Consider the following 22,464-nt stretch of genomic DNA (forward strand, 5'->3'; position numbering starts at 1 on the left):
GCAAGAACTGAGGGCATCGGTCGGCTGGGGTGAATGAAACCTCATGCCCGATGAAGAGCGCCCAGCGCGCGCAGCCTGCGATTGTACCGCGCCGGGGGCTATGCTCTTGTGGGACGCCCGTGAGTCGCCCATCGTGACGCGGGATCGGGGAGGTCCCGCGGTGATAAGCCACCTCGAAGCACCGGCCGCGCCGCTGCCGCCCCAGCGCACGCGCAAACGCACACACAAGCGCCGCCGCCATCGAGCCATGCCGCAGCCGCCCCCTGCTTTCGCGGACAACTCGCGTCACCGCTCCATGCGTCGTTACTTCTTCTCCGGCTCCGGATTGGTCTGCGGCGTGCCCGGCGCAGTGCCGGCATTGACAGGGCCGCCCGGCGTGAACGGGAACGTGGCGAACATCGATTTAGCCTGGTTCTGCATCTGCTCCTGCATCTGCACGAACATGTTCTTCGACTGCTCGATATAGCTGGTCATCATGCCCTGCATCATCGGCGCCTGCATGTTCATGAACTGCGACCAGACTTCCGGATTCATCGCCTTGCCTTCGTACAGATTTTTCGACTGGTCGGCGAGCTTCGCCTGAATGTCGATGAAGGCCTGGATGTTCTTTTCCAGATACGTGCCCATCATGCCCTGCATCGCATGACCGTAGAAACGGATGATCTGCGACAGCATCGACGACGAGAACATCGGCAAGCCGCCGCTCTCCTCTTCGAGAATGATCTGCAACAGGATGGCGCGCGTCAGATCCTCGTTGCTCTTCGCATCGATGACCTTGAAATCCTCCTGATCGAGCACGAGCTGCTTGACGTCCGTCAGCGTGATGTACGTGCTTGTCTCGGTATCGTAGAGCCGACGGTTCGGATATTTCTTGATCAGTCGTTCGGCTGTTTTCTTTGTAGTAGTGGTCATGTAACGCCCTTGAGCGCGAGTTGAGCGCGGAAACGGCGTCAGCCGGCAGCGCAATCGGGCCATTGCGCAACCGGGACGCCGTCGGAACCATCTGAGCCGAAGCACGCCGCCTTGTGAGCGGCGCGCCGGTGACTCAGCCCATATGCAAACCGCCGTTCAGCGAAAAATCTGCGCCCGTGGAGAAGCCCGACTCGTCGGACGCGAGCCACGCCACGATCGAGCCGATTTCGTCCGGTCGACCCAGACGGCGCACCGGAATCGTCGCGACGATCTTTTCCAGCACATCCGGACGGATCGACTTGACCATGTCGGTGCCGATGTAGCCCGGCGACACGGTATTGACCGTCACGCCCTTGGTGGCCACTTCCTGCGCGAGCGCCATCGTGAAGCCGTGAATGCCGGCCTTCGCGGTCGAATAGTTGCTCTGGCCGAACTGGCCTTTCTGCCCGTTCACCGACGAAATGTTGATGATGCGACCAAAGCCTCGCTCGACCATGCCGTCGATCACCTGCTTGGTGACGTTAAAGAGGCTGGTCAGGTTGGTGTCAATCACCGACGTCCAGTCTTCGTGCGTCATCTTGCGGAACACGACGTCACGCGTGATACCGGCGTTGTTCACCAGCACGTCGATCTCGCCGACTTCGGCCTTGACCTTTTCGAACGCGGCCTTGGTCGATTCCCAATCGCCGACATTGCCTTCGGACGCGACGAAGTCGAAGCCGAGCGCCTTCTGCTCTTCGAGCCACTTCACGCGGCGCGGCGAATTCGGGCCGCAGCCCGCGATCACCTTGAAGCCTTCCTTGTGCAGCCGCTGGCAAATGCTCGTGCCGATACCGCCCATCCCGCCCGTTACGTACGCAATTCGCTGTGTCATAAACTACACTCCGTTATCGTTTTCGAGGCGCCGACCGGCCACCCCTTTCCTCGCCTGGTGCTTCATCTCCACTGCCGCCGGGCGACCGGCCGACGAGGCCACTGCTGACACCGCGCGCCACCTGCTTCGCCGTGGCGCACGGCAACCCTCTGCCTGGTGCTGCGATCCGGCGGCTACACCGGATCGGCACGTCATACTCAAGCGCGCTCGAGCGCGAGCGCCACACCCATGCCGCCGCCGATACACAGCGACGCCAGACCCTTCTTCGCATCGCGCTTCTGCATTTCATGCAGCAGCGTGACGAGAATCCGGGCGCCGGACGCGCCGATCGGATGGCCGATCGCGATCGCGCCGCCGTTCACGTTGATCTTCGACGTGTCCCAGCCCATCTGCTGATTCACGGCGCACGCCTGCGCGGCGAACGCTTCGTTGATCTCCATCAGGTCGAGATCGGCAGGCGTCCAGCCCGCGCGCTCGAGACAACGGCGCGAAGCCGGCACCGGACCCATGCCCATCACCTTCGGATCCAGACCCGACGTAGCGAAAGCCTTGATGCGCGCGAGCGGCGTGAGGCCGAGCGCCTCGGCCTTCTTCGCCGACATCACCAGCACCGCCGCCGCGCCGTCGTTCAGACCGGACGCATTGGCCGCCGTGACCGAGCCTTCTTTCGAGAACGCCGGCTTCAGGCCCGCCAGCGATTCCGCCGTCACGCCGTGACGCACGAATTCATCGGTCGCGAAACGCAGCGGCTCGCCTTTGCGTTGCGGGATTTCGACCGGCACGATTTCGTCGTTGAAACGGCCCGCCTTCTGCGCCGCTTCCGCCTTGTTCTGCGAGAGTGCCGCGAACGCGTCCTGCTGTTCGCGCGTGATGCCGTATTCCTTGGCGACGTTTTCCGCCGTCACGCCCATGTGATACTGGTTGTACACGTCCCACAGGCCGTCGACGATCATCGAGTCGATCAGCTTCGCGTCGCCCATGCGGAACCCGTCGCGCGACCCCGGCAGCACGTGCGGCGCCGCGCTCATGTTTTCCTGACCGCCGGCGACGACGATGTCCGCGTCACCCGCGATGATCGCGTTCGCTGCGAGCATCACGGCCTTCAGGCCCGAGCCGCACACCACGTTGATCGTCATGCCCGGCACCGCCGTCGGCAAGCCCGCCTTGATCACCGCCTGGCGCGCCGGATTCTGGCCGGAGCCGGCCGTCAATACCTGGCCGAGGATCACTTCGCTCACCTGCTCGGGCTTCAGACCGGCCCGTTCGAGTACGGCGCGGATGACCACGGCACCGAGGTCGGGCGCGGCAACCTTCGCCAGCGATCCACCGAATTTTCCTACTGCCGTACGGGCGGCCGATACGATCACAACATCAGTCATTTCCATATCCTCCGGGCAAGTCGGCCAACTGCGCCGCAGCCCGTCAAGTTAAAAATCTCGTTCCTTTTACGCCCTTGCTCATTCGGACGCGTAACCAGACGCTCCTTCACACACCGCCACACATCGCACCGTGAAGCGCGTTCAACTTTACTCCCGTTGCCGAACGTAACGTCCGGGCGCCGGTTCGATCACCGGAAACTCGGCCGAGCCGGCCGTGGCGCGCGGTTTCACCTTCTTGCCGCCATACTGGTCGAGCCATGTGGTCCATTCGGGCCACCAGCTGCCGGGCACGTCGGTCGCCGCGTCGAGCCATTCGTCCGGGCTCTCCGGCAAGGTCTTCGCGTCGCCTTGCAGGGTCCAGTAATTGCGCTTTTTCTTCGCGGGCGGATTGATCACGCCGGCGATATGCCCTGACGCGCCGAGCACGAATTTCAGCGGCCCGTTCAGCAAAGGCACCGACGCGTATGCGGATTGCCACGGCACGATATGGTCTTCGCGTGACCCGTAAATGAAAGTGGGCACGTCGATCTTCGACAGGTCGACCGGCTCACCGCAGGTGGTCAGCGCACCCGGCTCGCGCAGCCGGTTTTCGAGGTACGTGTTGCGCAGATACCAGACGTACATCGGACCCGGCAGGCTGGTCGAGTCGCTGTTCCAGTACAGCAGATCGAACGGCACCGGCGTGCGGCCCTTCAGGTAATTGTCGACGACGTAGTTCCACACCAGATCGTTCGGGCGCAGGAACGAGAACGTATTGGCGAATTCGATGCCGCGCATCAGTCCCGCCGGCGCACCGTTCTTGCCGCCGATGGTCTGCTCGCGCATCTGCACGTGCGCCTCGTCGACGAACACGTCGAGCACGCCGGTGTCGGAGAAGTCGAGCATTGCGGTGAGCAGCGTCATCGACGCGGCCGGGTGTTCGCCGCGCGCCGCGGCTACCGCCAGCGCGGTGGCGAGCATCGTGCCGCCGACGCAGAAGCCGAGCGTGTTGATCTGCTCGCGCCCGCTGATCTTGCTGACGGTTTCGATCGCCTTCAGCACGCCGTCGCCGATGTAGTCGTCCCAGCTCTTATGCGCGATGGATTGATCCGCGTTGCGCCACGAAATCAGGAACACCTGGTGGCCCGAATCGAGACCGTGCGCGACCAGCGAGTTCTCCGGCTGCAGATCGAGAATGTAGAACTTATTGATGCACGGCGGCACGATCAGGAGCGGCCGCTCGCGCACGGTGGCCGTGCGCGGCTTGTACTGGATCAGTTGCAGCAGCTCGTTTTCGAACACCACCGAACCTTCGGTGTTCGCAAGATTCTCGCCGACCACGAAGCCCGATTCGTCGGTTTGTGAGATCTTGCCGCGCTGCATGTCGCCGAGCAGATTCATCACGCCCTGGCGCAGACTCTCGCCCTTGCTGTCGAGCAAGGTCTTCTGCGCTTCCGGATTCAATGCGAAGAAGTTGCTCGGCGAGGCCGCCGCGGTCCACTGCTGGACCGCGAAACGGATGCGCTCGCGCACCTTCGGTTCGATGTCGAGCGCGTCGACCATTTCCTGCAGATAGCGCGCGTTCAGCAGATACCAGGCCGCGGTGAATGCATAGGCCGGCGTCGCGCTCCAGGCTTCCGCGCTGAAGCGGCGGTCCTTGAGTTGGGGGGATTTGGTCGCCGACGTAGTGGCCTGCTGGATCAACTCCATCGCCTCGCGCGAGTAGTCGGCTTGCAGCTTCTGCAAACGCTCCGACGGAATCGCGGCGGTGGGGATATTCAGTCCGGCGAACGAAGGCATGGACGGCATCGCGCCCGCGGCCAGTTTGCTGAAGTCGGGCATGCCGGGAAACGACGGCATTTGCGGGAAACCCATCGACGCGATGCCCGGCACTTGAGGCATCGGCGGCATCTCGAATGGCACGCCGCCCGGACCAGGTGGCGTGCCGAGCGAACGCCATGCGTTCATCCACGTGTCGAATAACTGCTGCATGCCGGCGGCGGAAGTTGCGCCGCTACCGGCCTGCTGCGTCTGCTCCTTCGAGGAGTCCGTGCTGGGGGAAGCTGAGGAATGAGAAGCTGCCATACCTGCTTTTGACCGGTAAGTCCTTGCGGACGGGTTGGAGAGGCAGGTTCGTGCGCACGTGAGCCATTGCTCGCGACCTCGTCACGCCCTGTCCCATGTACGAGGAGCTCGTGAGGAACATTCTTGCTCCCCATCGCAAGGCATGTCAATGCTTGTTCCCGATTTTGCCGCAGCGCGATAGTTTTTTAATTATCGTTTTCCCTGTGCAGCAGAACGCGCTTTTGAAGTCAGTTGATTGAAGAAAGCCGTGAACGAAAAAAGCTCCCATATTGCATAGGCTTATGTGCGTTTATCCGTTCGCCCACAGACACTTTATGCGGCAGATTTACGCTAGCGACACGAATTTCGGCAGCGCAGCAAAATGCGCAGTCCAGCTCGGCATAAACCCGCATACGCGGGTTCACGAGAATGCATCGCCGCCATCGCTGCCGCATGTTGAAAAGCAGCACGCCCGCATGACGATGGCTTGCTGTACGAAGCATCGTCATGCGGGCGTGGTGCTTTTTTGATTGCGAACTGACGCGACGCCGCGTGTGCGCAGTGAGTCGTGTGTACGCCGGGTCAGTCCGCGAGGGTCTGCGCCTGATCGTCCAGCCAGATCAATGCGGCCATGCGGCCGGTCTCGCGATCGCGTCGATAGGAATAGAAACGCTCGCGTTGCGTGACGGTGCACATATCGCCGCCGACGATCCTCGTCACGCCTAGCGCCTGCAAACGCAAGCGAGCGAGCGCCGGGAGATCGGCGAGATATTTGCCGGGATTGCGCGAGTGCTCGACGAACGCGTTCGCCGTGGCTTTACGTTGCGCGACGTCGACACCGTTCATGAAGGCGTCACGCACGTCGGGGCCGACTTCGAAGGCATCGGGACCAATCGACGGTCCGAGGTACGCATGCAACTCGCGGGCTTCCACGCCCGCGAGTTGCGCGACGCGCTGCGCGGTCTGCTCGACGATGCCCGCCGCGAGCCCGCGCCAACCCGCATGCGCGGCGCCGACCGCGCGCCCCGCTTCGTCGCACAGCAGCACCGGCATGCAGTCGGCCACCATCACCGCGCACACGGTGCCGGGACGATCGGTGACGCTCGCGTCGGCGCGCGTGGGTGTGCCGTCCGCGTGCGCCTGCGCGAGCACGTCCTCGGCTCGCACGATGCCCGCGCCGTGAATCTGTTCGAGCCACGCGGCCCCCGTCGCGTCTGCGAGGTCCAGCAGCCGCTTGCGATTGACCGCGACCGCGGCCGGATCGTCACCGGCTTTCATGCCCAGATTCAGACCGCCGGGCTGGTCCGCCCCATCCTGCCAGCGGCCGAACGGCGGCTGACTCACACCGCCGTCGCGCGTGGTGACGAGCGCGCGCACGCGCGGCGACACGTTCCATGCGGGTTGCACGACGTCGGCGAAGCTCAGCTCCGGCAGATTGCTGGTCATGGGCGATCGTCCTTGTCGTGGTGGTGGTCATCATCGGAGTCGTCGGCATCGTGGTCGTCGTCGGTGCCGTCGGCATCATCGGAGTCGTCGTGGTCGAGGGCAGCGTCTTCGTCCTCGTCGTCCAGCGACGCGTCGTAATCGTCCTCCTCGTAGTACGTCTCGTCGAACTCGCCCGCATCGTCGCGCCCCAGACCGAGCGCCGCCGACAGCACCTCCATGTCCTCCGGCACGTCGGCGCGCCATTGCATCGTGCGGCCGGTGACCGGGTGAATCAGCCCGAGCCGCCACGCATGCAGCGCCTGACGCGCGAAGCCGTCGGGCAGCGGCGTGACCGAGCGCTTGCCACGCGCACGCCCGTACACCGGGTCGCCGAGCAGCGGATGGCCGATGTGCGCGCAATGCACGCGAATCTGATGGGTGCGGCCGGTTTCCAGGTCGCAGTGAATCGCCGTGACCGGCTGACGCTGCCAGATCGCCGAATCGACCCGGCGGAAATGCGTGCGCGCCGGTTTACCCGACGCGCTCGTCACGACCGCCATGCGCGTGCGTTCGCGCGGATCGCGGCCGATCGGCGCGTCGATCGTGCCTTCCTCGGGCATGTTGCCCCACACCAGCGCGAGATAGCGGCGCTTCACCGTGCGCGCCTGCAACTGGCGCACGAGGTCGGTCTGCGCTTCGAGCGTGCGCGCCACCACCATCAGTCCGGAGGTTTCCTTGTCGAGCCGGTGCACGATGCCCGCGCGCGGCAGGCCCGCGGCGGCGTCGCCGTAACGGTACAGCAGGCCGTTCAGCACGGTGCCGCTCCAGTTGCCCGCCGCCGGATGCACGACCATGCCGGCCGGCTTGTTGATCACCACCAGCGTGTCGTCCTCGTAGACGATCTCGAGCGGCACTGGCTCGGGCGTGAACGCGAGCTGCTCGGGCAGCAGATCGGGTACGAGCTCGATGGTCGCGCCGAGCGGCACCGGCTGGCGAATCTTCGCCGCCTTGCCGTCGATGCGCACCCGCTCCGCTTCGATCCAGCTTTGCAGGCGGTTGCGCGAGAACTCGGGAAACACCCGCGCGAGCACCTTGTCGAGACGCTCGCCGGCCAGTTCGTCGGGCACGACGACACTGCGCGGGCTCTCGTCGGCGACGCGGCTCGCCACGGTCGGCACCACGCCCGGCGCGCCGGGGGCCGCGAGCGCGTCGCTGCCGAGATCGTCGTCGAGTGAATCGACGCCCAACGCGTCGGAGGGGTCAGCGCTTACGCTATAATCTTTGTTGCTATTCCCGGCGCCGGCTGCGGCGCCTGGAGTATTTGAGCGGGTCATTGAGTCTGGGTCACCTGGACGTAAAGCTAGACTGGAAAATGCGAGCCTTGAACACCATCACTGAAGCGGCGATCAATTTGGCGGCCATCAAGAAGGCGGCCCGGAAAGTGGCCGGATACATCGCGTGTGCCGTAGCCGTCGCCGTTGTTGCGGCTTGCCACGGCCTGCCGGAAAAGACCGACGAGACGGCAACGTGGAACAACAACAAATTATATACGGAGGCGAACGACGCCTTGTCCGGTGGTGATTTCGGCAAGTGCGCGAAGTACTTCGAAATGCTCGAGGGCCGCGACCCGTTCGGCCATTTCGCACAGCAGGCCCAGATCAACGTCGCGTACTGCAACTGGAAAGACAACGAAAACGCCGCCGCCGACACGGCTATCGACCGCTTCATCCAGCTGCATCCGGATCATCCGGACATCGCTTACGCGTACTACCTGAAGGGCATGATCCACTTCAACGACGACCTTGGTCTGTTCGGCCGCTTCTCCGGCCAGGACATGAGCGAGCGCGATCCGAAGTCGCTGCGCGAGTCCTATGACGCGTTCAAGGTCGTGGTGGACCGCTTCCCGAACAGCAAGTATGCGCCGGATGCCGCGCAACGCATGCGCTATATCGTGAACGCGCTGGCGTCGCACGAAGTCCACGCGGCGGATTACTACTACCGCCGTGGCGCCTATGTCGCCGCGATCAACCGCGCGCAACTGGCGCTGCGTGAGTACAAGAACGCACCGGCTATCGAAGACGCGCTGCACATCATGATGCTGTCGTACCAGAAGCTGAACCAGCCGCAACTGGCCGACGACACCAAGCGCGTGCTGGCGGGCACGTTCCCGGACAGCCCGTACATCACGGGCCACGCACGGCCGGGCGCGCAGAAGTCGTGGTGGCAGTTCTAACGCAAACCGCGCACTGACAATCAGCCGGAAATAAAAAACGCCACGACTTCGGTCGTGGCGTTTTTTATTTGTGCGGGCCGCCTGCTCAGCTAACGCCCGGCGGGCACTAGCACTAGCGCACACGGGCGGCCGAGCGCAGCGACGGACGGCGCTCAGTCCCGCTCGAACAACGCGATCGACTCCACGTGCGACGTATGCGGGAACATGTTCACCACGCCCGCACCGACCAGCCGGTAGCCGGCCTCGTGCACGAGCAGCCCCGAATCGCGCGCGAGCGTCGCCGGAGCGCACGACACGTAGACGATGCGCTTGGGCAGCGGCCCGTCGCCGCTCTGCGCGATTTCCGCCAGCGCCTTCGCGACGGCGAGCGCGCCTTCGCGCGGCGGGTCGATGAGGGACTTGTCGAAATGACCGAGCGCGCGGACATCGTCGGCGGTGACCTCGAACAGATTGCGGCATGCGAACGACGTGTGCCCTGCTACGCCGTTCAGTTCGGCATTGGCGAGCGCCCGCGTGGTCAACACTTCGCTGCCTTCAATGCCCACCACTTCCTTCGCGACGCGCGCGAGCGGCAGCGTGAAGTTGCCGATCCCGCAGAACAGATCAAGCACACGATCGGTGCGTGCCGGCGCCAGCAGGCGCAATGCGCGGCTGATCAGCACGCGGTTGATCGCGTGGTTCACCTGCGTGAAATCGGTCGGCTTGAACGGCATGCGGATGTTGTATTCCGGCAGCGTGTAGTCGAGTTGCACGTCGAGCGGATAGAACGGCGTCACCGTGTCCGGGCCGCCCGGCTGCAGCCAGAACTGCACCTTGTGCTCGTCGGCGAAATCGCGCAGCACCTGTTCGTCGGCGGCGGTGATCGGTTCAAGATTGCGCACCACCAGCGCCGTCACCGATGAGCCGACCGCCAGTTCGAGCTGCGGCATGCGGTCGTAGATCGACAGCTTGCGCACCATGAACCGCAGCGGCATCAGCATCGCCGACACATGCGGCGGCAGCACTTCGCAAGTCTTCATGTCGGCGATGTAGCTGCTCTTCTTCTCGTGAAAGCCGATGCGCATGCCGCCCTTCTCCGGCAGGAAACGCACGGCCAGACGCGCACGATAGCGATACCCCCACGCCGGTCCGTGAATCGGCCGGAACACCGTTTCGGGGCGCAGCTTCGCGAGATGCTGAAGGTTGTCTTCAAGCACGCGCTGCTTGACGGCGACCTGCGCGCGGATATCCAGATGCTGCATCGAACAGCCGCCGCAGATATCGAAGTGAGTGCATTTCGGCTTTGTGCGAATCACGCTTTCGCGGAACACCTGAACGACTTCGGCCTGCTCGAATTTCGGCTTGCTGCGATGAGTCGAGTAGCTGACGCGTTCGCCGGGCAATGCGCCTTCGACGAAAATCACCTTGCCGGGCGTGCCGTCTTCACTCTCAACGCGGCCGACGCCGCGCGCTTCCATATCGAGCGAAACGATTTCGATGACCGGTTCATTGCCGGTGATGACGGGCGTTGATGCCGGCGGCGGTCCCTTGTGGTACTTCGAAGGGCGCTTCGGCGAGCGACGATGGGGGGCAGTTCGGGACACCTGCAGACTTCCTGACAAACTTGGGGAAAGGCGAGATTGTAGACGAAGCGCCGGGGTTGCCGGCTGTGGCTGCTGTTCGGGATTGCCGATTGCGGCTGCCCGCAGCGATGGCCGACGATTCGGCGCGACGCCTCGTCAACGCCGGCCTGAAGCCGGCCAACGGCACGTTACTGATCGAACGCCGCCAGATATTCGGCCCATTGCGGCGCGACTTCCAGCGCCAGCGCGTTCTTGACCAGGTTGATTTCGTCAGCATACTCCGCCGCCGAAAACGCGCCGCGGATCAACTGGAAGCGGCAATACAGCAGATACGTATTGACGACGTCGGTCTCGCAGTAATTGCGAATTTCCTCGATCCGCCCTTCCTGGTACGCATGCCACACCTGGCTGCCGTCCATGCCCATCTTGCCGGGGAAGCCGCACATCTTGGCAAGCGCGTCGAGTGGCGCGTTGGCGCGCGCCTGGTACATCGCAAGCACGTCCATCAGATCGGTGTGACGCGCGTGATAGCGGCTGATGTAGTTGTTCCACTTGAACTCGCGGTCGTCCTCGCCGAGATCCCAGAATCGGTAAGCCGGAATACCGTTAACCAACGCCCGGTAGTTCAGCACCGGCAGGTCGAAACCGCCGCCGTTCCACGACACGAGTTGCGGCGTGTACTTCTCGATCACGCGATAGAACGACTGCACCAGCGCCGCTTCGCCGTCTTCCAGCGTGCCGAGCGAGCGCACGCGGAAGCCGTTGTTGTCGCGGAACACGCAGGAAATCGCCGCGATCCGTTGCAGATGGTGCGGCAGGAAATCGCTGCCGGTCTTCTCACGACGCGCGGCAAACGCGTGCTCGGCGACTTCGGCGTCGCTCATTGTGGCAGGCAGATCTTCGAGGCGGCGAATGCCGGCGACATCGGGAATGGTCTCGATGTCGAAAACTAAAATCGGAGTCATCAGATTATAGAACGGCGTCCTTCCGAACACCGTTGGAGGCAAAGAAGCGCTTGAGTCGCACGAGCGCTTCCTGTTGGATCTGGCGCACACGCTCGCGCGTGAGGCCCATTTCGTCGGCCAGCTCTTCGAGCGTGGCGGGTTCGATGTGATTGAGCCCGAAGCGGCGCTCGATCACATGACGATGCTTGTCCGACAGGCGCGCGAGCCATGCCCGCGTGAGCGTTTCCAGTTCGCGATGCTGCACTTCGGCATCCGGCGACTGGCTCTGGTCGTCGGACAACAGATCGAGCAGGCTGCTCGCTGGATCGAGATCGAGCGGCGCGTCCAGCGACGCGGTGTGCTCGTTCAGCGCGAGAATGTCGGTGACTTCGTCGGTGGTCTTGCCGGTCAGGTAGGCGATGTCGTCGATGCTGGCGTCACGGCGGTCGGCCGCTTCGCCGGAATTCATCGAGTTTTTTTCCAGATGGCGCTTCGCGCGCAACACCTGGTTGAGCTCACGAATCACGTGCACTGGCAGGCGCACCGTGCGCGCCTGGTTCATGATCGCGCGCTCGATGCTCTGGCGAATCCACCAGGTCGCATAAGTCGAAAAGCGGAAGCCGCGCGTCGGATCGAATTTTTCGATCGCGTGCATGAGGCCGAGGTTGCCCTCTTCGATCAGATCGAGCAGCGGCACACCGCGATTCAGATAACCCTTCGCGATGCTGACGACGAGCCGCAGATTGCGCTCGATCATCACCTGGCGCGCATCGAACTCGCCGGCCTTGGCAAGACGCGAATATTTCTGCTCCTCTTCGACGGTGAGAAGCGGCTTCACGCTGATGCGATTCAGGTAATGCTGGATGGTGTCGGCCGTCAGCTCGGCTTGCAGCAGTGCGCGGAAATCGTCGGCGTCCGGGGCGGCTTCGCTTGCGGCTTCGCGGCCGTCGCCGGCTTCGTCGGCGCCGCCCTGGCGTTCGTCGAGATCGCGTTCTTCCGCGATCTCTTCTTCCACTTCCGAAGCGCCGCTTTCGTCCACCGCGGCGGACGTGGCTGGGCTGATCGTTTCAGACTCGGCTTGCGGCGGGCGGCGCTTCGATTTCGGCATGGTCGTATCGCTTATTGCGGCGGCAAATACTTCAGTGGGTCGACAGGTTTACCCTGCCGGCGAACTTCGAAATGCAACATCACACGGTCGGAATCACTATTGCCCATCTCAGCGATCTTCTGGCCTTTCGTCACCGCGTCCCCCTCTTTTACCATCAAAGCGCGGTTGTGTGCATACGCGGTGAGATAAGTTGCATCATGCTTGATGATAATGAGATTGCCGTAACCACGCAGCCCATTTCCGGCATAGACCACGCGGCCATCCGCGGAAGCCTTCACGGGCTCGCCCGCGGTGCCTCCGATATTGACGCCCTTGTTGGTCGAATCGTTGAAGGTGCCGAGCATCGGACCGCGCACCGGCCATGCGAACGCGACGTTGCCTCCCGCGCCCGTGCCCGAGTCGCTGGCCGCGCCCGGATTGGCCGGCGGCGTCACGGCCGCGTTGCTGGCGGCCGCACCGTACAGCGGCGGCACCGCGACGCCAGCCGCGGCACCCGTGGATGCGCTACCAGGCGGCACGCTTTGCATCGCGCCATTACCGCCGACCGGCGCGGTCGTCACGCCCGGCGTAAGGCCGGCTGTGTTCGCGCCCGGCGGCACGACGCGCAGCAACTGGTCGACTTCGATCTGGTTCGGGTTGGTCAGGTTATTCCACGTCGAAATATCGCGGTAGTTCTGGCCGTTCTCCAGCGCGATCCGGTACAGCGTGTCGCCCGGCTTCACGCGATAGTAGCCCGGCGGCGGCGGCCCGAGCGGCACCGCCGGCTGCGCGGCTTGCGTACTGAGCACGCCGCCGGAGCGATCGACGACAGGCGCCTGGTCGAGCCGGGAAGCACAAGCCGTCATCAACAGGGACAAGGCGAGCACGCACACGCTACGCTGGGTTACGGTCATAGGGACATTCAGGCTGGTTCTTTGCATCGCGCGCAACATACTCATCGGTGTCAAATCACTCCGGATTTTAAGGGTACAAAGAAAACGCGATCAAGCCGCGACTCGCGCCATTGCGCGGGCCCGAGGCGCTCGACCAGCGTCAGCACCTGGTTCTGGCCGTCCTGCGAGCCGACCGGCGCAACCAGTCGGCCGCCGATCGCGAGTTGTTCAAGCAGTGCCTGCGGTACGTCGAGCCCCGCGGCGGCAATCACGATGGCATCGAACGGCGCCGCGGACGGCAAACCGAGCCGCCCGTCGCCGTAATGCAGCCGGATGTTCGGAATGCGCAGCGGACGCAGATTGGTCTTCGCGCGTTCGGACAGCGGCTTGATGCGTTCGATCGAATAGACCTCGCGTGCGACCTGGCTCAGCACCGCCGCCTGATAACCGCAGCCGGTGCCGATTTCGAGCACGTTACTGAGCGCGCGGCCGGCGGCCGCCAGCTCGATCATCCGCGCGACCACCGAGGGCTTGGAAATCGTCTGGTGATGACCGATCGGCAACGCGGCATCTTCGTACGCCTGAGCCGCGAGGCCCGGGTCGACGAACATGTGGCGCGGCACCACCGACATCGCGTTCAACACGCGCTGATCGGTCACGCCGTTTGCACGCAGGCGTTCGACCATCCGTTCACGAACCCGTTCCGAAGTCAGCGCGAGCGCGCCGTTTAATGCGACGTTCGGCGCGGCCGTGCGTTCGCTGGCGCGGACCACGGGTTTGGCGGACGGCGTCGCTTGCGACGCGGTGCGCGGCGCCAGTCCCGGCGTGTGGGCCGTGTGCTTCGCGGCGATCGCCGGTTTAACCGGCGCCTTGCCCACAGCCAACGACGACGGCGACAACGACGGCGCGGCCTGCGGCTTCGGCGGCGTAATGCTCGACGGTTTAACTTGAAGCGGGGCTTGAGGCTTCGCCGGCACCGGCGTCCTCGATTGCGGTTTGGCCACCGAACCAGCCAGCGCATGCTTCGCCGGCTGACGCGCATTCAGCGCCGCGCTCGCGGCGAGCGCCGCAGCGCGCACTTCGCCCGGACGTCCTTCGGGCCGGCGCGGTTCGCGCACCAGGTCCTCGAGGCCGAGCGGAAAGCGCTTGGCGCGCTCGTTCGTCATGAAGCGCTGCTGCCGGCGCGCACCCAGTCGCGCGCCGCGGGCAGCATTTGCGTGTGGGTCAGGTCGAGTTGCAGCGGCGTGATCGACACGCGGCCGTTGACGACCGCGTGGAAATCGGTGCCCTCGCTCGCGTCACGCGCGCTGCCCGACGGACCGATCCAGTAGATCGGCTCGCCGCGCGGGTTGGTCTGGCGGATCACTGGCTGCGACGGATGCCGCTTGCCCAGACGCGTGATTTGCCAACCGTCGAGCTGGTCGTACGGCAGGTTCGGAATATTGACGTTCAGCAATGGATGCCCAGGCAGCGGCTGCTCCAGGTAATGCCTGACGATGTCGGCGGCGACGCGGGCCGCATCTTCTAGATGCACCCAGTCCTTGTCGACCAGCGAGAACGCGATGGCCGGCACGCCGAACATGATGCCCTCGGTAGCGGCCGCGACGGTGCCCGAATACAGCGTGTCTTCGCCCATGTTCTGGCCGTTGTTGATGCCCGACACCACCAGATCCGGCGTATGGTCGAGCATGCCCGTCAGCGCGATGTGCACCGAGTCGGTGGGCGTGCCGTTCACGTAGTAGAAGCCGTTGGCCGAGCGCAGAACCGAGAGCGGCCGCGACAGCGTCAACGAATTCGACGCGCCGCTGCAATTCTGTTCGGGGGCCATCACGGTGACGTCCGCGAACGGCTTGAGCGCTTCGTAAAGCGCGGCAAGGCCCGGCGCCAGATAACCGTCGTCATTGCTGAGTAGGATTCGCATGCGGCGATTGTAACCGAGGAAAGATGGCACGCGAACGAGACGGCGGCCGTGCGCGCGTCGTAGGCAACGCGCACGTGCAACGTTTGTGACGAATGGATTCGACCCGCTCGTCGCCGACGCGCAGAACGAGCATCGAACGCGTGCCGAATACGCGCCGCGACGTGAGTCGCAGATTAAAAACGCACGGTCGTACTGATTGTTTTACACTCGAACTGCTTGCGAATATTTGCGAACCCTGATCGATATGGAGACACGATGCGCGCGATTCGCTGTAATCAATACGGGCCGCCGGAGAGCCTGGTCGTCGAAAACCTGCCGGACCTGGAGCCGCCGCCCGGCCACGTCGCGATCGACGTTAAAGCCGCAGCCGTCAACTTCCCCGACGTGCTGATCATCGAAAACAAATACCAGTTCAAACCGCCGCTGCCTTTCACGCCCGGCTCGGAGGTAGCGGGTGTCGTGCGAGCGGTCGGCGCGGGCGTCACGCAATTCAAGCCTGGCTCGCGCGTGGTCGCGTACACCGGCTCGGGCGGCTTCGCGGAACAGGCGCTCGCGCAAGCCGCCGCTTGCGTGCCGCTTGCGGAGGGCGTCGAGTTCGACGTGGCCGCGGCGTTCACGCTCGCGTACGGCACCTCGCATCACGCGGTGGTCGATCGCGGCGCGTTGCAGGCCGGCGAAACGATGCTGGTGCTCGGCGCGGCGGGCGGCGTCGGACTGGCCGCCGTCGAGATCGGCAAAGCGCTCGGCGCGCGCGTGATCGCGGCAGCGTCGAGCGACGAGAAGCTCGCCACCTGCGTCAAGCATGGCGCGGACGCCACCATCAACTACAGCACCGAAGATCTGCGCGAGCGCATCAAGGCGCTCACCGACGGCAAAGGTCCCGACGTGATCTACGATCCGGTCGGCGGCGTCTATACGGAGCCGGCGTTTCGCAGCATCGGCTGGCGTGGGCGCTATCTGGTGGTCGGGTTCGCGAACGGCGAGATTCCGAAATTGCCGCTCAATTTGACGTTGCTCAAAGGCGCGAGTGTGGTCGGCGTTTTCTGGGGCGACTTCGCGAAGCGTGAGCCGCAGCGCAATCAGGCCGCGTTCGAGCAGATGATCGGCTGGATCGGCGAAGGCAAGCTCAAGCCGTACGTGTCCGCCCGCTATCCGCTCGACGACACCGGCCGCGCGTTGCGCGATATGGCCGAGCGTCGCGTGATCGGCAAGGTGGTGATTACGCCCTGAGCGTGATGCACCCGATCGCTGCCGGCGCGAGGGCTGATCGAGCGACCGGCATCAGCGACGCGGAATCGACGAAGCAAAAACGGCGTGCGGTTTTTTCAACCGCACGCCGTTTTTTTTCGAACCCCGCGCCGACAACGACTACAGTTTCTCGGTGTCCCCGGTCTTCGGCTGCCACTTCATCAAACGCCGCTCGCCGATGCCGACGATCGCATCGAGCACCAGCGCGAACGCGGTCAGCACCAGAATCCCGGCGAACACGGTGTTGATATCGAAGGTGCCCTCGGCTTGCAGAATCAGATAGCCGACGCCGCGCGCCGACCCGAGATACTCGCCCACCACCGATCCGACGAACGCCAGCCCGACCGACGTATGCAGGCTGGAAAACACCCAGCTCATCGCGCTCGGCAAATAGACGAAGCGCAGCAACTGCTTGCGGTTCGCGCCGAGCATCCGGGCATTCGCGAGCACGACCGGGCTGACTTCCTTCACACCCTGATAGACGTTGAAGAACACGATGAAGAACACCAGCGTGACGCCCAACGCCACCTTCGACCAGATGCCGAGACCGAACCACACGCCGAAGATCGGCGCGAGAATCACGCGTGGCATCGAGTTGGCCGCTTTCACGTACGGATCGAACAACGCGCTCGCGAGCGGCGCGAGCGCGAGCCACAGGCCGACGCCAAGCCCGAGCGCGGTGCCGAGCACGAACGCGAGCACCGTCTCGACCAGCGTGATCCAGAGATGCAGATAGATCTCGCCGCCCGTGAACCACTCCCAGATCCGCTGCAGCACTTTCTGCGGCTCGCCGAAGAAGAACGCGGCCTTGTTCGGATCGTCGAAATAGAACGCGGGCAGCAGCGTCGGGCTCGTCAGCACGTACCAGAGCACGAAGCACAGTACGAGCAGCAGCCACTGCCAGATCACCAGATTCGCCCGCCTTGGGCGCAACGTCTTCCACATGACTCGGTTTGCCTTGAACGATTGGATCAATGCGCCTGCCGCGCGCGCCGGCACGATGCCGCGCAGCCCGGCGCCAAACGACGACGCAACGCGGTTAAACCGCGCTCAGTTGCTGCTGGTAGCCTTTGAGCACCTCGTCGCGCAGCACGCTCCAGATCTGCGCATGCAGCTCGACGAAGCGCGGATGCGCACGAATCTCGGCGACGTCGCGCGGACGCGGCAAATCGATCGTGAATTCGCCGATCGGATGCGTGCCCGGTCCCGCCGACAACACCACCACGCGATCGGACATCGCAATCGCTTCGTCGAGATCGTGCGTGATGAACAGCACCGCTTTGCGTTTCGCGGCCCACAGGTCGAGCAATTCGTTTTCCATTAGCTGACGCGTCTGGATATCGAGCGCGGAAAACGGCTCGTCCATCAGGATGATGTCCGGGTCGAGTATCAGCGTCTGCGCCATCGCGACGCGCTTGCGCATGCCGCCCGACAGTTGATGCGGATAGCGATCGCCGAATCCGCCGAGGCCGACGCGCTTTAACCACTCGTCGGCTTTCGCGCGCGCTTCGGCAATCGGCACGCCTTGAAACGACAGGCCCGCCATCACGTTGTCGAGCGCCGAACGCCACGGCATCAGCGCGTCCGCCTGGAACATGTAGCCCGCGCGCCGATTGATGCCGTCGAGCGGTTCGCCGAACACGCTGACCGTGCCCGACGAGGGCGTCAGCAAGCCCGCGCCGACGTTCAGCAAGGTGGACTTACCGCAGCCGGTCGGACCGACCACCGAGACGAACTCGCCCGGCGCGATACGCAGCGTGGTGTCCTTGACTGCCGTGTAGCGCTGCGTGCGGTTGTCGCGCGCGGAGAATGTGCAGGTGATGTTGTCGAGCGCCAGGGCGGCTACGGTCATCGTTCGGCTCGCTTGTTCGAAGATCGGTTTTGAAGTGAAGGGATGCGTGGTGGCGGTGGCGTGCGGCCGGCACTGTTGCTGTACTGAACTGGAAGCGGCAGAGGCTTTCGGCGAGGCGAGCATCCGCTCACCTCGTCTGCCCTGCCCCTTTCGCGCGCCTACCCGCCCGCGCGTTACGCCTTGACCGTCGTCAACGCCTTCTTCACGAAGTCGTTGGTCCACGTCTTCGACAGATCGATCGGCTTGCCCTGCACGTTCGGATCGAACGCCTGCAACGTTTTCAGCGACGTCGCGGGACCATCGGCGGGCATCAGGCCGTCGGGCGACATCGCTTCCTTCACGTGCTGCCAGGCGTCCAGGTACACCGCGCGATCGCCGAGCAGATAGCCTTCCGGCACCGTGTTGATCAGTTCGCTGCCGCTCGCCGCCTGCAGCCACTTGAGCGCGCGCACCATCGCATTGGTCAGCGCCTGCGTGGTGTTCGGATTCTTCGTGATGAAGCTCTGCGACGCGTACAGGCAGCCCGCCGGCATGTTGCCGCCGAACACGCTGCGCGTATCGGCGAGCGTGCGCGTGTCTGACACGACGCGGATCTCACCCGTGCGTTCGAGCTTGGTCATGACCGGATCGAGATTGGCGATCGCGTCGATCTGCCCCGACTGCAACGCGGCGATCGCACCGGCACCCGCGCCCACGCCGATGAACGCAACGTCTTTCGCGGTCAGCCCGGCCTTCGCGAGCACGAAGCTCGCCATGATCGACGTCGACGAACCCGGGGCCGTCACGCCGATCTTCTTGCCCTTGAGATCGGCGATCGACTTGTAGTCCGGCATGGTCTTCTTCGACACCGCGAGCACGATCTGCGGCGCGCGTCCCTGCAGCACGAATTCGCGGAACATCTGCTTTTGCGCCTGCAACAGCAGCGTGTGTTCGAACGCACCGGAGACCACGTCCGCGCTGCCGCCGACCGCCGCCTTCAACGCCTGCGAGCCGCCCGCGAAATCGGAAATCTCGACGTCGAGCCCTTCGTCCTTGAAGTAATTGCGACGCTCGGCAATCGTCAGCGGCAGGTAGTAGAACAGGTTCTTGCCGCCGACCGCGATCGCCACCTTGGTGGTCTCGGGTTTGCCCTGCGCGAAAGCGAGCGGCGTGGCCGTCAGCGTGGCGCCCGCGAGTGCGGCGCCGCCGGCGAGGAAGGTTCTGCGTTGCATGGTCTGTCGTCTCCGAACTTTTGTTGTGCGGCTTTTTTTGCGGCTTTATTGAAGCTCTTTTTGTGGCTGCTCGTGCTTGAGCGGTGGTGCGCGTCGTTGCGCGTGATTGCGTGCGCCCGCTTTTTTGCAGCCACCTTCGCAGTCGCTTCTAACGCTGCTGCATTTTTTACGCGGCGCTAGTAGGCGCCGCGTTCGAGTCCATCTTCGTGTGATGGCGTGCATCACACTTCACACGATCTGTTGCGCGTGCAGCCTTGCGATGTCGTCAGCATCATAACCTAGCGATTGCAGGACTTCATCGGTATGTTCACCCAGTTCGGGACCGAGCCAGCGCGTCTCGCCGGGCGTCGCCGAGAGCTTCGGCGTGACCGCCGGCAACGTGATTTCCTGACCGTCCTGCCACTTGAAGCGCTGGATCATCTGGCGCGCCATGAATTGCGGATCGGTGAACATATCGGCCACGCTGTAGATGCGGCCGACCGGCACGTCGGCCGCATTCAGCACCGTGAGCGCTTCGTCGATGGTGCGCGTGGCGAGCCATGCGGCAATCGCGCCGTCGATCTCCTGGGTGCGCGGCACGCGCCCGTCGTTATGCGCAAGACTGGGATCGTTCGCGAGGTCTTCGCGTTCGATCGCCACCATCAGGCGCTTGAAGATCGGATCGCTATTGCCGCCGATCACGATGCTGCCGTCGCGGCACGGATAGGTATTCGACGGCACGATGCCCGGCAGCGATGCACCGGTGCGCTCGCGCACCATCCCATACACGCCGTACTCGGGCACCACGCTTTCCATCATGTTGAAGACGGCCTCGTACAGCGCGACGTCGACGACCTGCCCGTTGCCGCCGTTCACCTGCTTGTGATGCAGCGCCATCAACGCGCCGATCACGCCGTGCAACGCGGCGATCGAATCGCCGATCGAAATGCCGATGCGCGGTGGCGGCAAATCCGGATAGCCGGTGATATGGCGCAAGCCGCCCATCGATTCGGCGATCGCGCCGAAGCCGGGCCGGTCGCGATACGGGCCGGTCTGGCCGTAGCCGGACAAGCGCACCATCACGAGGCCGGGGTTTTCCGCGGACAGCACGTCGTAACCGAGTCCGAGCTTCTCCAGCAAACCCGGCCGGAAATTTTCGACGACGATGTCCGCTTCCTTCGCGAGACGCCGCACGATCTCCTTACCCTCTTCGGCCTTCAGATTGATCGTGACGGACTTCTTGTTGCGCGCCTGCACGGCCCACCACAGCGACGTGCCACCGACTTCCGGATAGAGCTTGCGCCATTTGCGCAGTGGATCGCCGCCTTTGGGATCTTCGATCTTGATGACGTCGGCGCCAAACTCGCCGAGAAAACGCGCGGCGAACGGGCCCGCGATCAGCGTGCCGAGTTCCAGCACCTTGACGCCGGCGAGCGGGCCGCGCGGGGCTTGATTCGGGCCTTCCTGCGCGGCGCTCGCGCCTGATTCGGGGGTGGCGCTCATGTGTCTCCTTCTTTGCTTCTGGTTTTGATGTTGCTGAACTGCGTGGCCTGCGCGCGGTTCGGCGCGTGCCGCCTTCGCGCTATGCGGCCGCGGCACGCGCCGGTTGCCTCAGCGACGCGCGCTGCCGCGTCGCTTTACATCGAACGGCGGTCGAGCATCGCACGCGCGATCGTGCCGGCGTCGACATACTCGAGTTCGCCGCCCACCGGTACGCCGCGCGCGAGACGCGTGACGGCCAGACCGCGCGCCTTGAGCGTCTGCCCGAGGTAGTGCGCGGTGGCCTCGCCTTCGTTGGTGAAATTAGTCGCGAGCACGACTTCCTTGACGACGCCATCCGACGCGCGCCGGACCAGCCGGTCGAAATGAATCTCCTTCGGGCCAATGCCGTCGAGCGGACTCAGCCGCCCCATCAGCACGAAATACAGACCGCGATAAGTCATGGTCTGCTCGAGCATGATCTGGTCGGCGGGTGTTTCGACGACGCATAGCAGCGTCGGGTCGCGCTCGTCATCGAGGCAGACTTCGCAGATCTGCGCTTCGGTAAAGGTGTTGCACTTTTCGCAGTGCTGCAGATGCTCGGTCGCGAACAGCAGCGAGCGGCCGAGCTTTTCGGCGCCATCGCGGTCGTGCTGCATCAGGTGATACGCCATGCGTTGCGCGGACTTCGGCCCGACTCCGGGCAAGGCGCGCAGCGCTTCGACGAGCGCCGACAAGGCGGAAGGTTGTTTCATGCGGATCGGCGTCGAAGTGGCTGGTGCCTGGGGTGGATGCGGTTGGCGATGCGGTGCGTTCGGTCAAACTTCTGCTGAAGCGTCCGCTGTTCTGTCGGCGCGGTGGTGACCGGCGATGCTCATGTCTTCGTGTTCGACGCCGACTCAGTGAACCGCCGCGGACCGGTGCGAACAGAACGCACGGCCGACCGGCTTGCGGCGTTCAGTCGTTCGGCTCACGGCCGTGGCGCGCGTGGCTTTCTCGCGCCCGCCAGCCGCTGCCGCCCGCAGCTTCGTTCACGCCGCGGCGGCAGCAGCCGCGGCGCTCACGCGCCTGGCGGCGTCGTTCAGAACGGCAGCTTGAAACCCGGCGGCAGCGGCAGGCCCGACGTCATGCCGCCCATCTTTTCCTGAGCGGTGGCTTCGGCCTTGCGCACGGCGTCGTTGAACGCGGCGGCGACGAGGTCTTCCAGCATGTCCTTGTCGTCCGCGAGCAGGCTCGGGTCGATCGACACGCGGCGCACGTCGTTCTTGCAGGTCATCGTCACCTTCACGAGACCGGCGCCCGACTGCCCCTCGACTTCGATCAGCGCGAGCTGCTCCTGCATCTTCTTCATGTTTTCCTGCATCTGCTGGGCTTGCTTCATCAGCCCGGCGAGTTGGCCTTTCATCATGGACATGCTCCTTC

The 22,464-nt window shown here is 64.3% G+C and carries 20 protein-coding genes; 2 read left to right on the top strand and 18 right to left on the bottom strand.

The window, feature by feature from the left end:
* Positions 1–303: 303 nt before the first annotated feature.
* From phaR to BGI01S_RS07445, 6 genes are all read right to left on the bottom strand, one after another.
* Positions 304–912, bottom strand: a complete 609-nt coding sequence (gene phaR / locus BGI01S_RS07420; protein WP_042323747.1) for a polyhydroxyalkanoate synthesis repressor PhaR — start codon at positions 910–912, stop codon at positions 304–306.
* A 133-nt stretch (positions 913–1,045) separates the two neighbouring features.
* Complete coding sequence (locus tag BGI01S_RS07425; protein ID WP_042323749.1) at positions 1,046–1,786, bottom strand: 3-ketoacyl-ACP reductase; 741 nt, start codon at positions 1,784–1,786, stop codon at positions 1,046–1,048.
* A gap of 197 nt (positions 1,787–1,983) precedes the next feature.
* Positions 1,984–3,165 carry an acetyl-CoA C-acetyltransferase gene (locus BGI01S_RS07430; protein ID WP_042324490.1) on the bottom strand — a complete coding sequence of 394 codons (1,182 nt, stop codon included), beginning with the start codon at positions 3,163–3,165 and terminating at the stop codon, positions 1,984–1,986.
* Positions 3,166–3,312: 147 nt separating this feature from the next.
* On the bottom strand, positions 3,313–5,136 hold the full coding sequence (gene phaC / locus BGI01S_RS07435; protein WP_042323751.1) for a class I poly(R)-hydroxyalkanoic acid synthase: 1,824 nt from the start codon (positions 5,134–5,136) through the stop codon (positions 3,313–3,315).
* A gap of 654 nt (positions 5,137–5,790) precedes the next feature.
* Positions 5,791–6,654 (bottom strand): peptidoglycan editing factor PgeF, encoded by an 864-nt coding sequence (pgeF, locus tag BGI01S_RS07440; RefSeq protein ID WP_042323753.1) that lies wholly within the window; start codon positions 6,652–6,654, stop codon positions 5,791–5,793.
* The gene (locus BGI01S_RS07445) at positions 6,651–7,967 is read right to left on the bottom strand and encodes an RluA family pseudouridine synthase (RefSeq protein WP_042323755.1); all 1,317 of its coding nucleotides are present in this window, start codon (positions 7,965–7,967) and stop codon (positions 6,651–6,653) included. Before BGI01S_RS07445 ends, pgeF begins: the two co-directional genes overlap by 4 nt.
* 38 nt (positions 7,968–8,005) lie before the next feature.
* Here BGI01S_RS07445 and BGI01S_RS07450 point away from each other — a divergent pair, with 38 nt between their 5' ends.
* Complete coding sequence (locus BGI01S_RS07450; protein WP_042323757.1) at positions 8,006–8,866, top strand: outer membrane protein assembly factor BamD; 861 nt, start codon at positions 8,006–8,008, stop codon at positions 8,864–8,866.
* Between the two features lie 152 nt (positions 8,867–9,018).
* On the opposite strand, the gene rlmD is transcribed toward BGI01S_RS07450, so the two are convergent.
* From rlmD to surE, 6 genes are all read right to left on the bottom strand, one after another.
* Positions 9,019–10,449: a 23S rRNA (uracil(1939)-C(5))-methyltransferase RlmD gene (gene rlmD, locus BGI01S_RS07455; protein ID WP_042323758.1), complete on the bottom strand. Its 1,431-nt coding sequence runs from the start codon at positions 10,447–10,449 to the stop codon at positions 9,019–9,021.
* Positions 10,450–10,616: 167 nt separating this feature from the next.
* Entirely contained in the window at positions 10,617–11,393 is a 777-nt protein-coding gene (locus tag BGI01S_RS07460; RefSeq protein ID WP_042323760.1) for a 3'-5' exonuclease, read from the bottom strand.
* 4 nt (positions 11,394–11,397) lie between these two features.
* A complete protein-coding gene (rpoS, locus tag BGI01S_RS07465) occupies positions 11,398–12,480 on the bottom strand; it encodes an RNA polymerase sigma factor RpoS (RefSeq protein WP_042323761.1) in 1,083 nt (360 codons plus the stop codon).
* A gap of 11 nt (positions 12,481–12,491) precedes the next feature.
* Positions 12,492–13,418 carry a peptidoglycan DD-metalloendopeptidase family protein gene (locus BGI01S_RS07470; protein ID WP_042323763.1) on the bottom strand — a complete coding sequence of 309 codons (927 nt, stop codon included), beginning with the start codon at positions 13,416–13,418 and terminating at the stop codon, positions 12,492–12,494.
* A 5-nt stretch (positions 13,419–13,423) separates the two neighbouring features.
* Positions 13,424–14,518 (bottom strand): protein-L-isoaspartate(D-aspartate) O-methyltransferase, encoded by a 1,095-nt coding sequence (locus BGI01S_RS07475; RefSeq protein WP_042323766.1) that lies wholly within the window; start codon positions 14,516–14,518, stop codon positions 13,424–13,426.
* Positions 14,515–15,273, bottom strand: coding sequence for a 5'/3'-nucleotidase SurE (surE, locus tag BGI01S_RS07480; RefSeq protein ID WP_042323768.1), 759 nt, complete (start codon positions 15,271–15,273; stop codon positions 14,515–14,517). Before surE ends, BGI01S_RS07475 begins: the two co-directional genes overlap by 4 nt.
* A gap of 255 nt (positions 15,274–15,528) precedes the next feature.
* On the opposite strand from surE, the gene BGI01S_RS07485 reads away from it, so the two are divergent.
* Entirely contained in the window at positions 15,529–16,503 is a 975-nt protein-coding gene (locus tag BGI01S_RS07485; RefSeq protein ID WP_042323770.1) for an NADPH:quinone oxidoreductase family protein, read from the top strand.
* A 138-nt stretch (positions 16,504–16,641) separates the two neighbouring features.
* On the opposite strand, the gene BGI01S_RS07490 is transcribed toward BGI01S_RS07485, so the two are convergent.
* The 6 genes from BGI01S_RS07490 to BGI01S_RS07515 all read right to left on the bottom strand — a co-directional run bounded on the left by BGI01S_RS07490 (position 16,642) and on the right by BGI01S_RS07515 (position 22,450).
* Complete coding sequence (locus tag BGI01S_RS07490) at positions 16,642–17,466, bottom strand: ABC transporter permease (protein WP_042323772.1); 825 nt, start codon at positions 17,464–17,466, stop codon at positions 16,642–16,644.
* A gap of 94 nt (positions 17,467–17,560) precedes the next feature.
* On the bottom strand, positions 17,561–18,373 hold the full coding sequence (locus BGI01S_RS07495; protein ID WP_042323774.1) for an ABC transporter ATP-binding protein: 813 nt from the start codon (positions 18,371–18,373) through the stop codon (positions 17,561–17,563).
* Positions 18,374–18,546: 173 nt separating this feature from the next.
* Positions 18,547–19,584 carry an ABC transporter substrate-binding protein gene (locus BGI01S_RS07500; protein ID WP_042323776.1) on the bottom strand — a complete coding sequence of 346 codons (1,038 nt, stop codon included), beginning with the start codon at positions 19,582–19,584 and terminating at the stop codon, positions 18,547–18,549.
* Between the two features lie 228 nt (positions 19,585–19,812).
* Positions 19,813–21,066 (bottom strand): CaiB/BaiF CoA transferase family protein, encoded by a 1,254-nt coding sequence (locus BGI01S_RS07505; RefSeq protein ID WP_042323778.1) that lies wholly within the window; start codon positions 21,064–21,066, stop codon positions 19,813–19,815.
* 134 nt (positions 21,067–21,200) lie between these two features.
* Positions 21,201–21,797 carry a recombination mediator RecR gene (gene recR, locus BGI01S_RS07510; protein WP_042323780.1) on the bottom strand — a complete coding sequence of 199 codons (597 nt, stop codon included), beginning with the start codon at positions 21,795–21,797 and terminating at the stop codon, positions 21,201–21,203.
* Between the two features lie 326 nt (positions 21,798–22,123).
* Complete coding sequence (locus BGI01S_RS07515; RefSeq protein WP_007182071.1) at positions 22,124–22,450, bottom strand: YbaB/EbfC family nucleoid-associated protein; 327 nt, start codon at positions 22,448–22,450, stop codon at positions 22,124–22,126.
* Between the last annotated feature and the right edge of the window lie 14 nt (positions 22,451–22,464).

The sequence above is a fragment of the Paraburkholderia ginsengisoli NBRC 100965 genome, assembly GCF_000739735.1.
Lineage (GTDB): Bacteria > Pseudomonadota > Gammaproteobacteria > Burkholderiales > Burkholderiaceae > Paraburkholderia > Paraburkholderia ginsengisoli.

Coding starts and splice junctions, on each gene's coding strand:
- phaR (WP_042323747.1), bottom strand. CDS start 912: ATGACCACTACTACAAAGAAAACAGCCGAACGACTGATCAAGAAATAT.
- BGI01S_RS07425 (WP_042323749.1), bottom strand. CDS start 1,786: ATGACACAGCGAATTGCGTACGTAACGGGCGGGATGGGCGGTATCGGC.
- BGI01S_RS07430 (WP_042324490.1), bottom strand. CDS start 3,165: ATGACTGATGTTGTGATCGTATCGGCCGCCCGTACGGCAGTAGGAAAA.
- phaC (WP_042323751.1), bottom strand. CDS start 5,136: ATGCAGCAGTTATTCGACACGTGGATGAACGCATGGCGTTCGCTCGGC.
- pgeF (WP_042323753.1), bottom strand. CDS start 6,654: ATGACCAGCAATCTGCCGGAGCTGAGCTTCGCCGACGTCGTGCAACCC.
- BGI01S_RS07445 (WP_042323755.1), bottom strand. CDS start 7,967: ATGACCCGCTCAAATACTCCAGGCGCCGCAGCCGGCGCCGGGAATAGC.
- BGI01S_RS07450 (WP_042323757.1), top strand. CDS start 8,006: ATGCGAGCCTTGAACACCATCACTGAAGCGGCGATCAATTTGGCGGCC.
- BGI01S_RS07460 (WP_042323760.1), bottom strand. CDS start 11,393: ATGACTCCGATTTTAGTTTTCGACATCGAGACCATTCCCGATGTCGCC.
- rpoS (WP_042323761.1), bottom strand. CDS start 12,480: ATGCCGAAATCGAAGCGCCGCCCGCCGCAAGCCGAGTCTGAAACGATC.
- BGI01S_RS07470 (WP_042323763.1), bottom strand. CDS start 13,418: ATGAGTATGTTGCGCGCGATGCAAAGAACCAGCCTGAATGTCCCTATG.
- BGI01S_RS07475 (WP_042323766.1), bottom strand. CDS start 14,518: ATGACGAACGAGCGCGCCAAGCGCTTTCCGCTCGGCCTCGAGGACCTG.
- surE (WP_042323768.1), bottom strand. CDS start 15,273: ATGCGAATCCTACTCAGCAATGACGACGGTTATCTGGCGCCGGGCCTT.
- BGI01S_RS07485 (WP_042323770.1), top strand. CDS start 15,529: ATGCGCGCGATTCGCTGTAATCAATACGGGCCGCCGGAGAGCCTGGTC.
- BGI01S_RS07490 (WP_042323772.1), bottom strand. CDS start 17,466: ATGTGGAAGACGTTGCGCCCAAGGCGGGCGAATCTGGTGATCTGGCAG.
- BGI01S_RS07495 (WP_042323774.1), bottom strand. CDS start 18,373: ATGACCGTAGCCGCCCTGGCGCTCGACAACATCACCTGCACATTCTCC.
- BGI01S_RS07500 (WP_042323776.1), bottom strand. CDS start 19,584: ATGCAACGCAGAACCTTCCTCGCCGGCGGCGCCGCACTCGCGGGCGCC.
- BGI01S_RS07505 (WP_042323778.1), bottom strand. CDS start 21,066: ATGAGCGCCACCCCCGAATCAGGCGCGAGCGCCGCGCAGGAAGGCCCG.
- recR (WP_042323780.1), bottom strand. CDS start 21,797: ATGAAACAACCTTCCGCCTTGTCGGCGCTCGTCGAAGCGCTGCGCGCC.
- BGI01S_RS07515 (WP_007182071.1), bottom strand. CDS start 22,450: ATGATGAAAGGCCAACTCGCCGGGCTGATGAAGCAAGCCCAGCAGATG.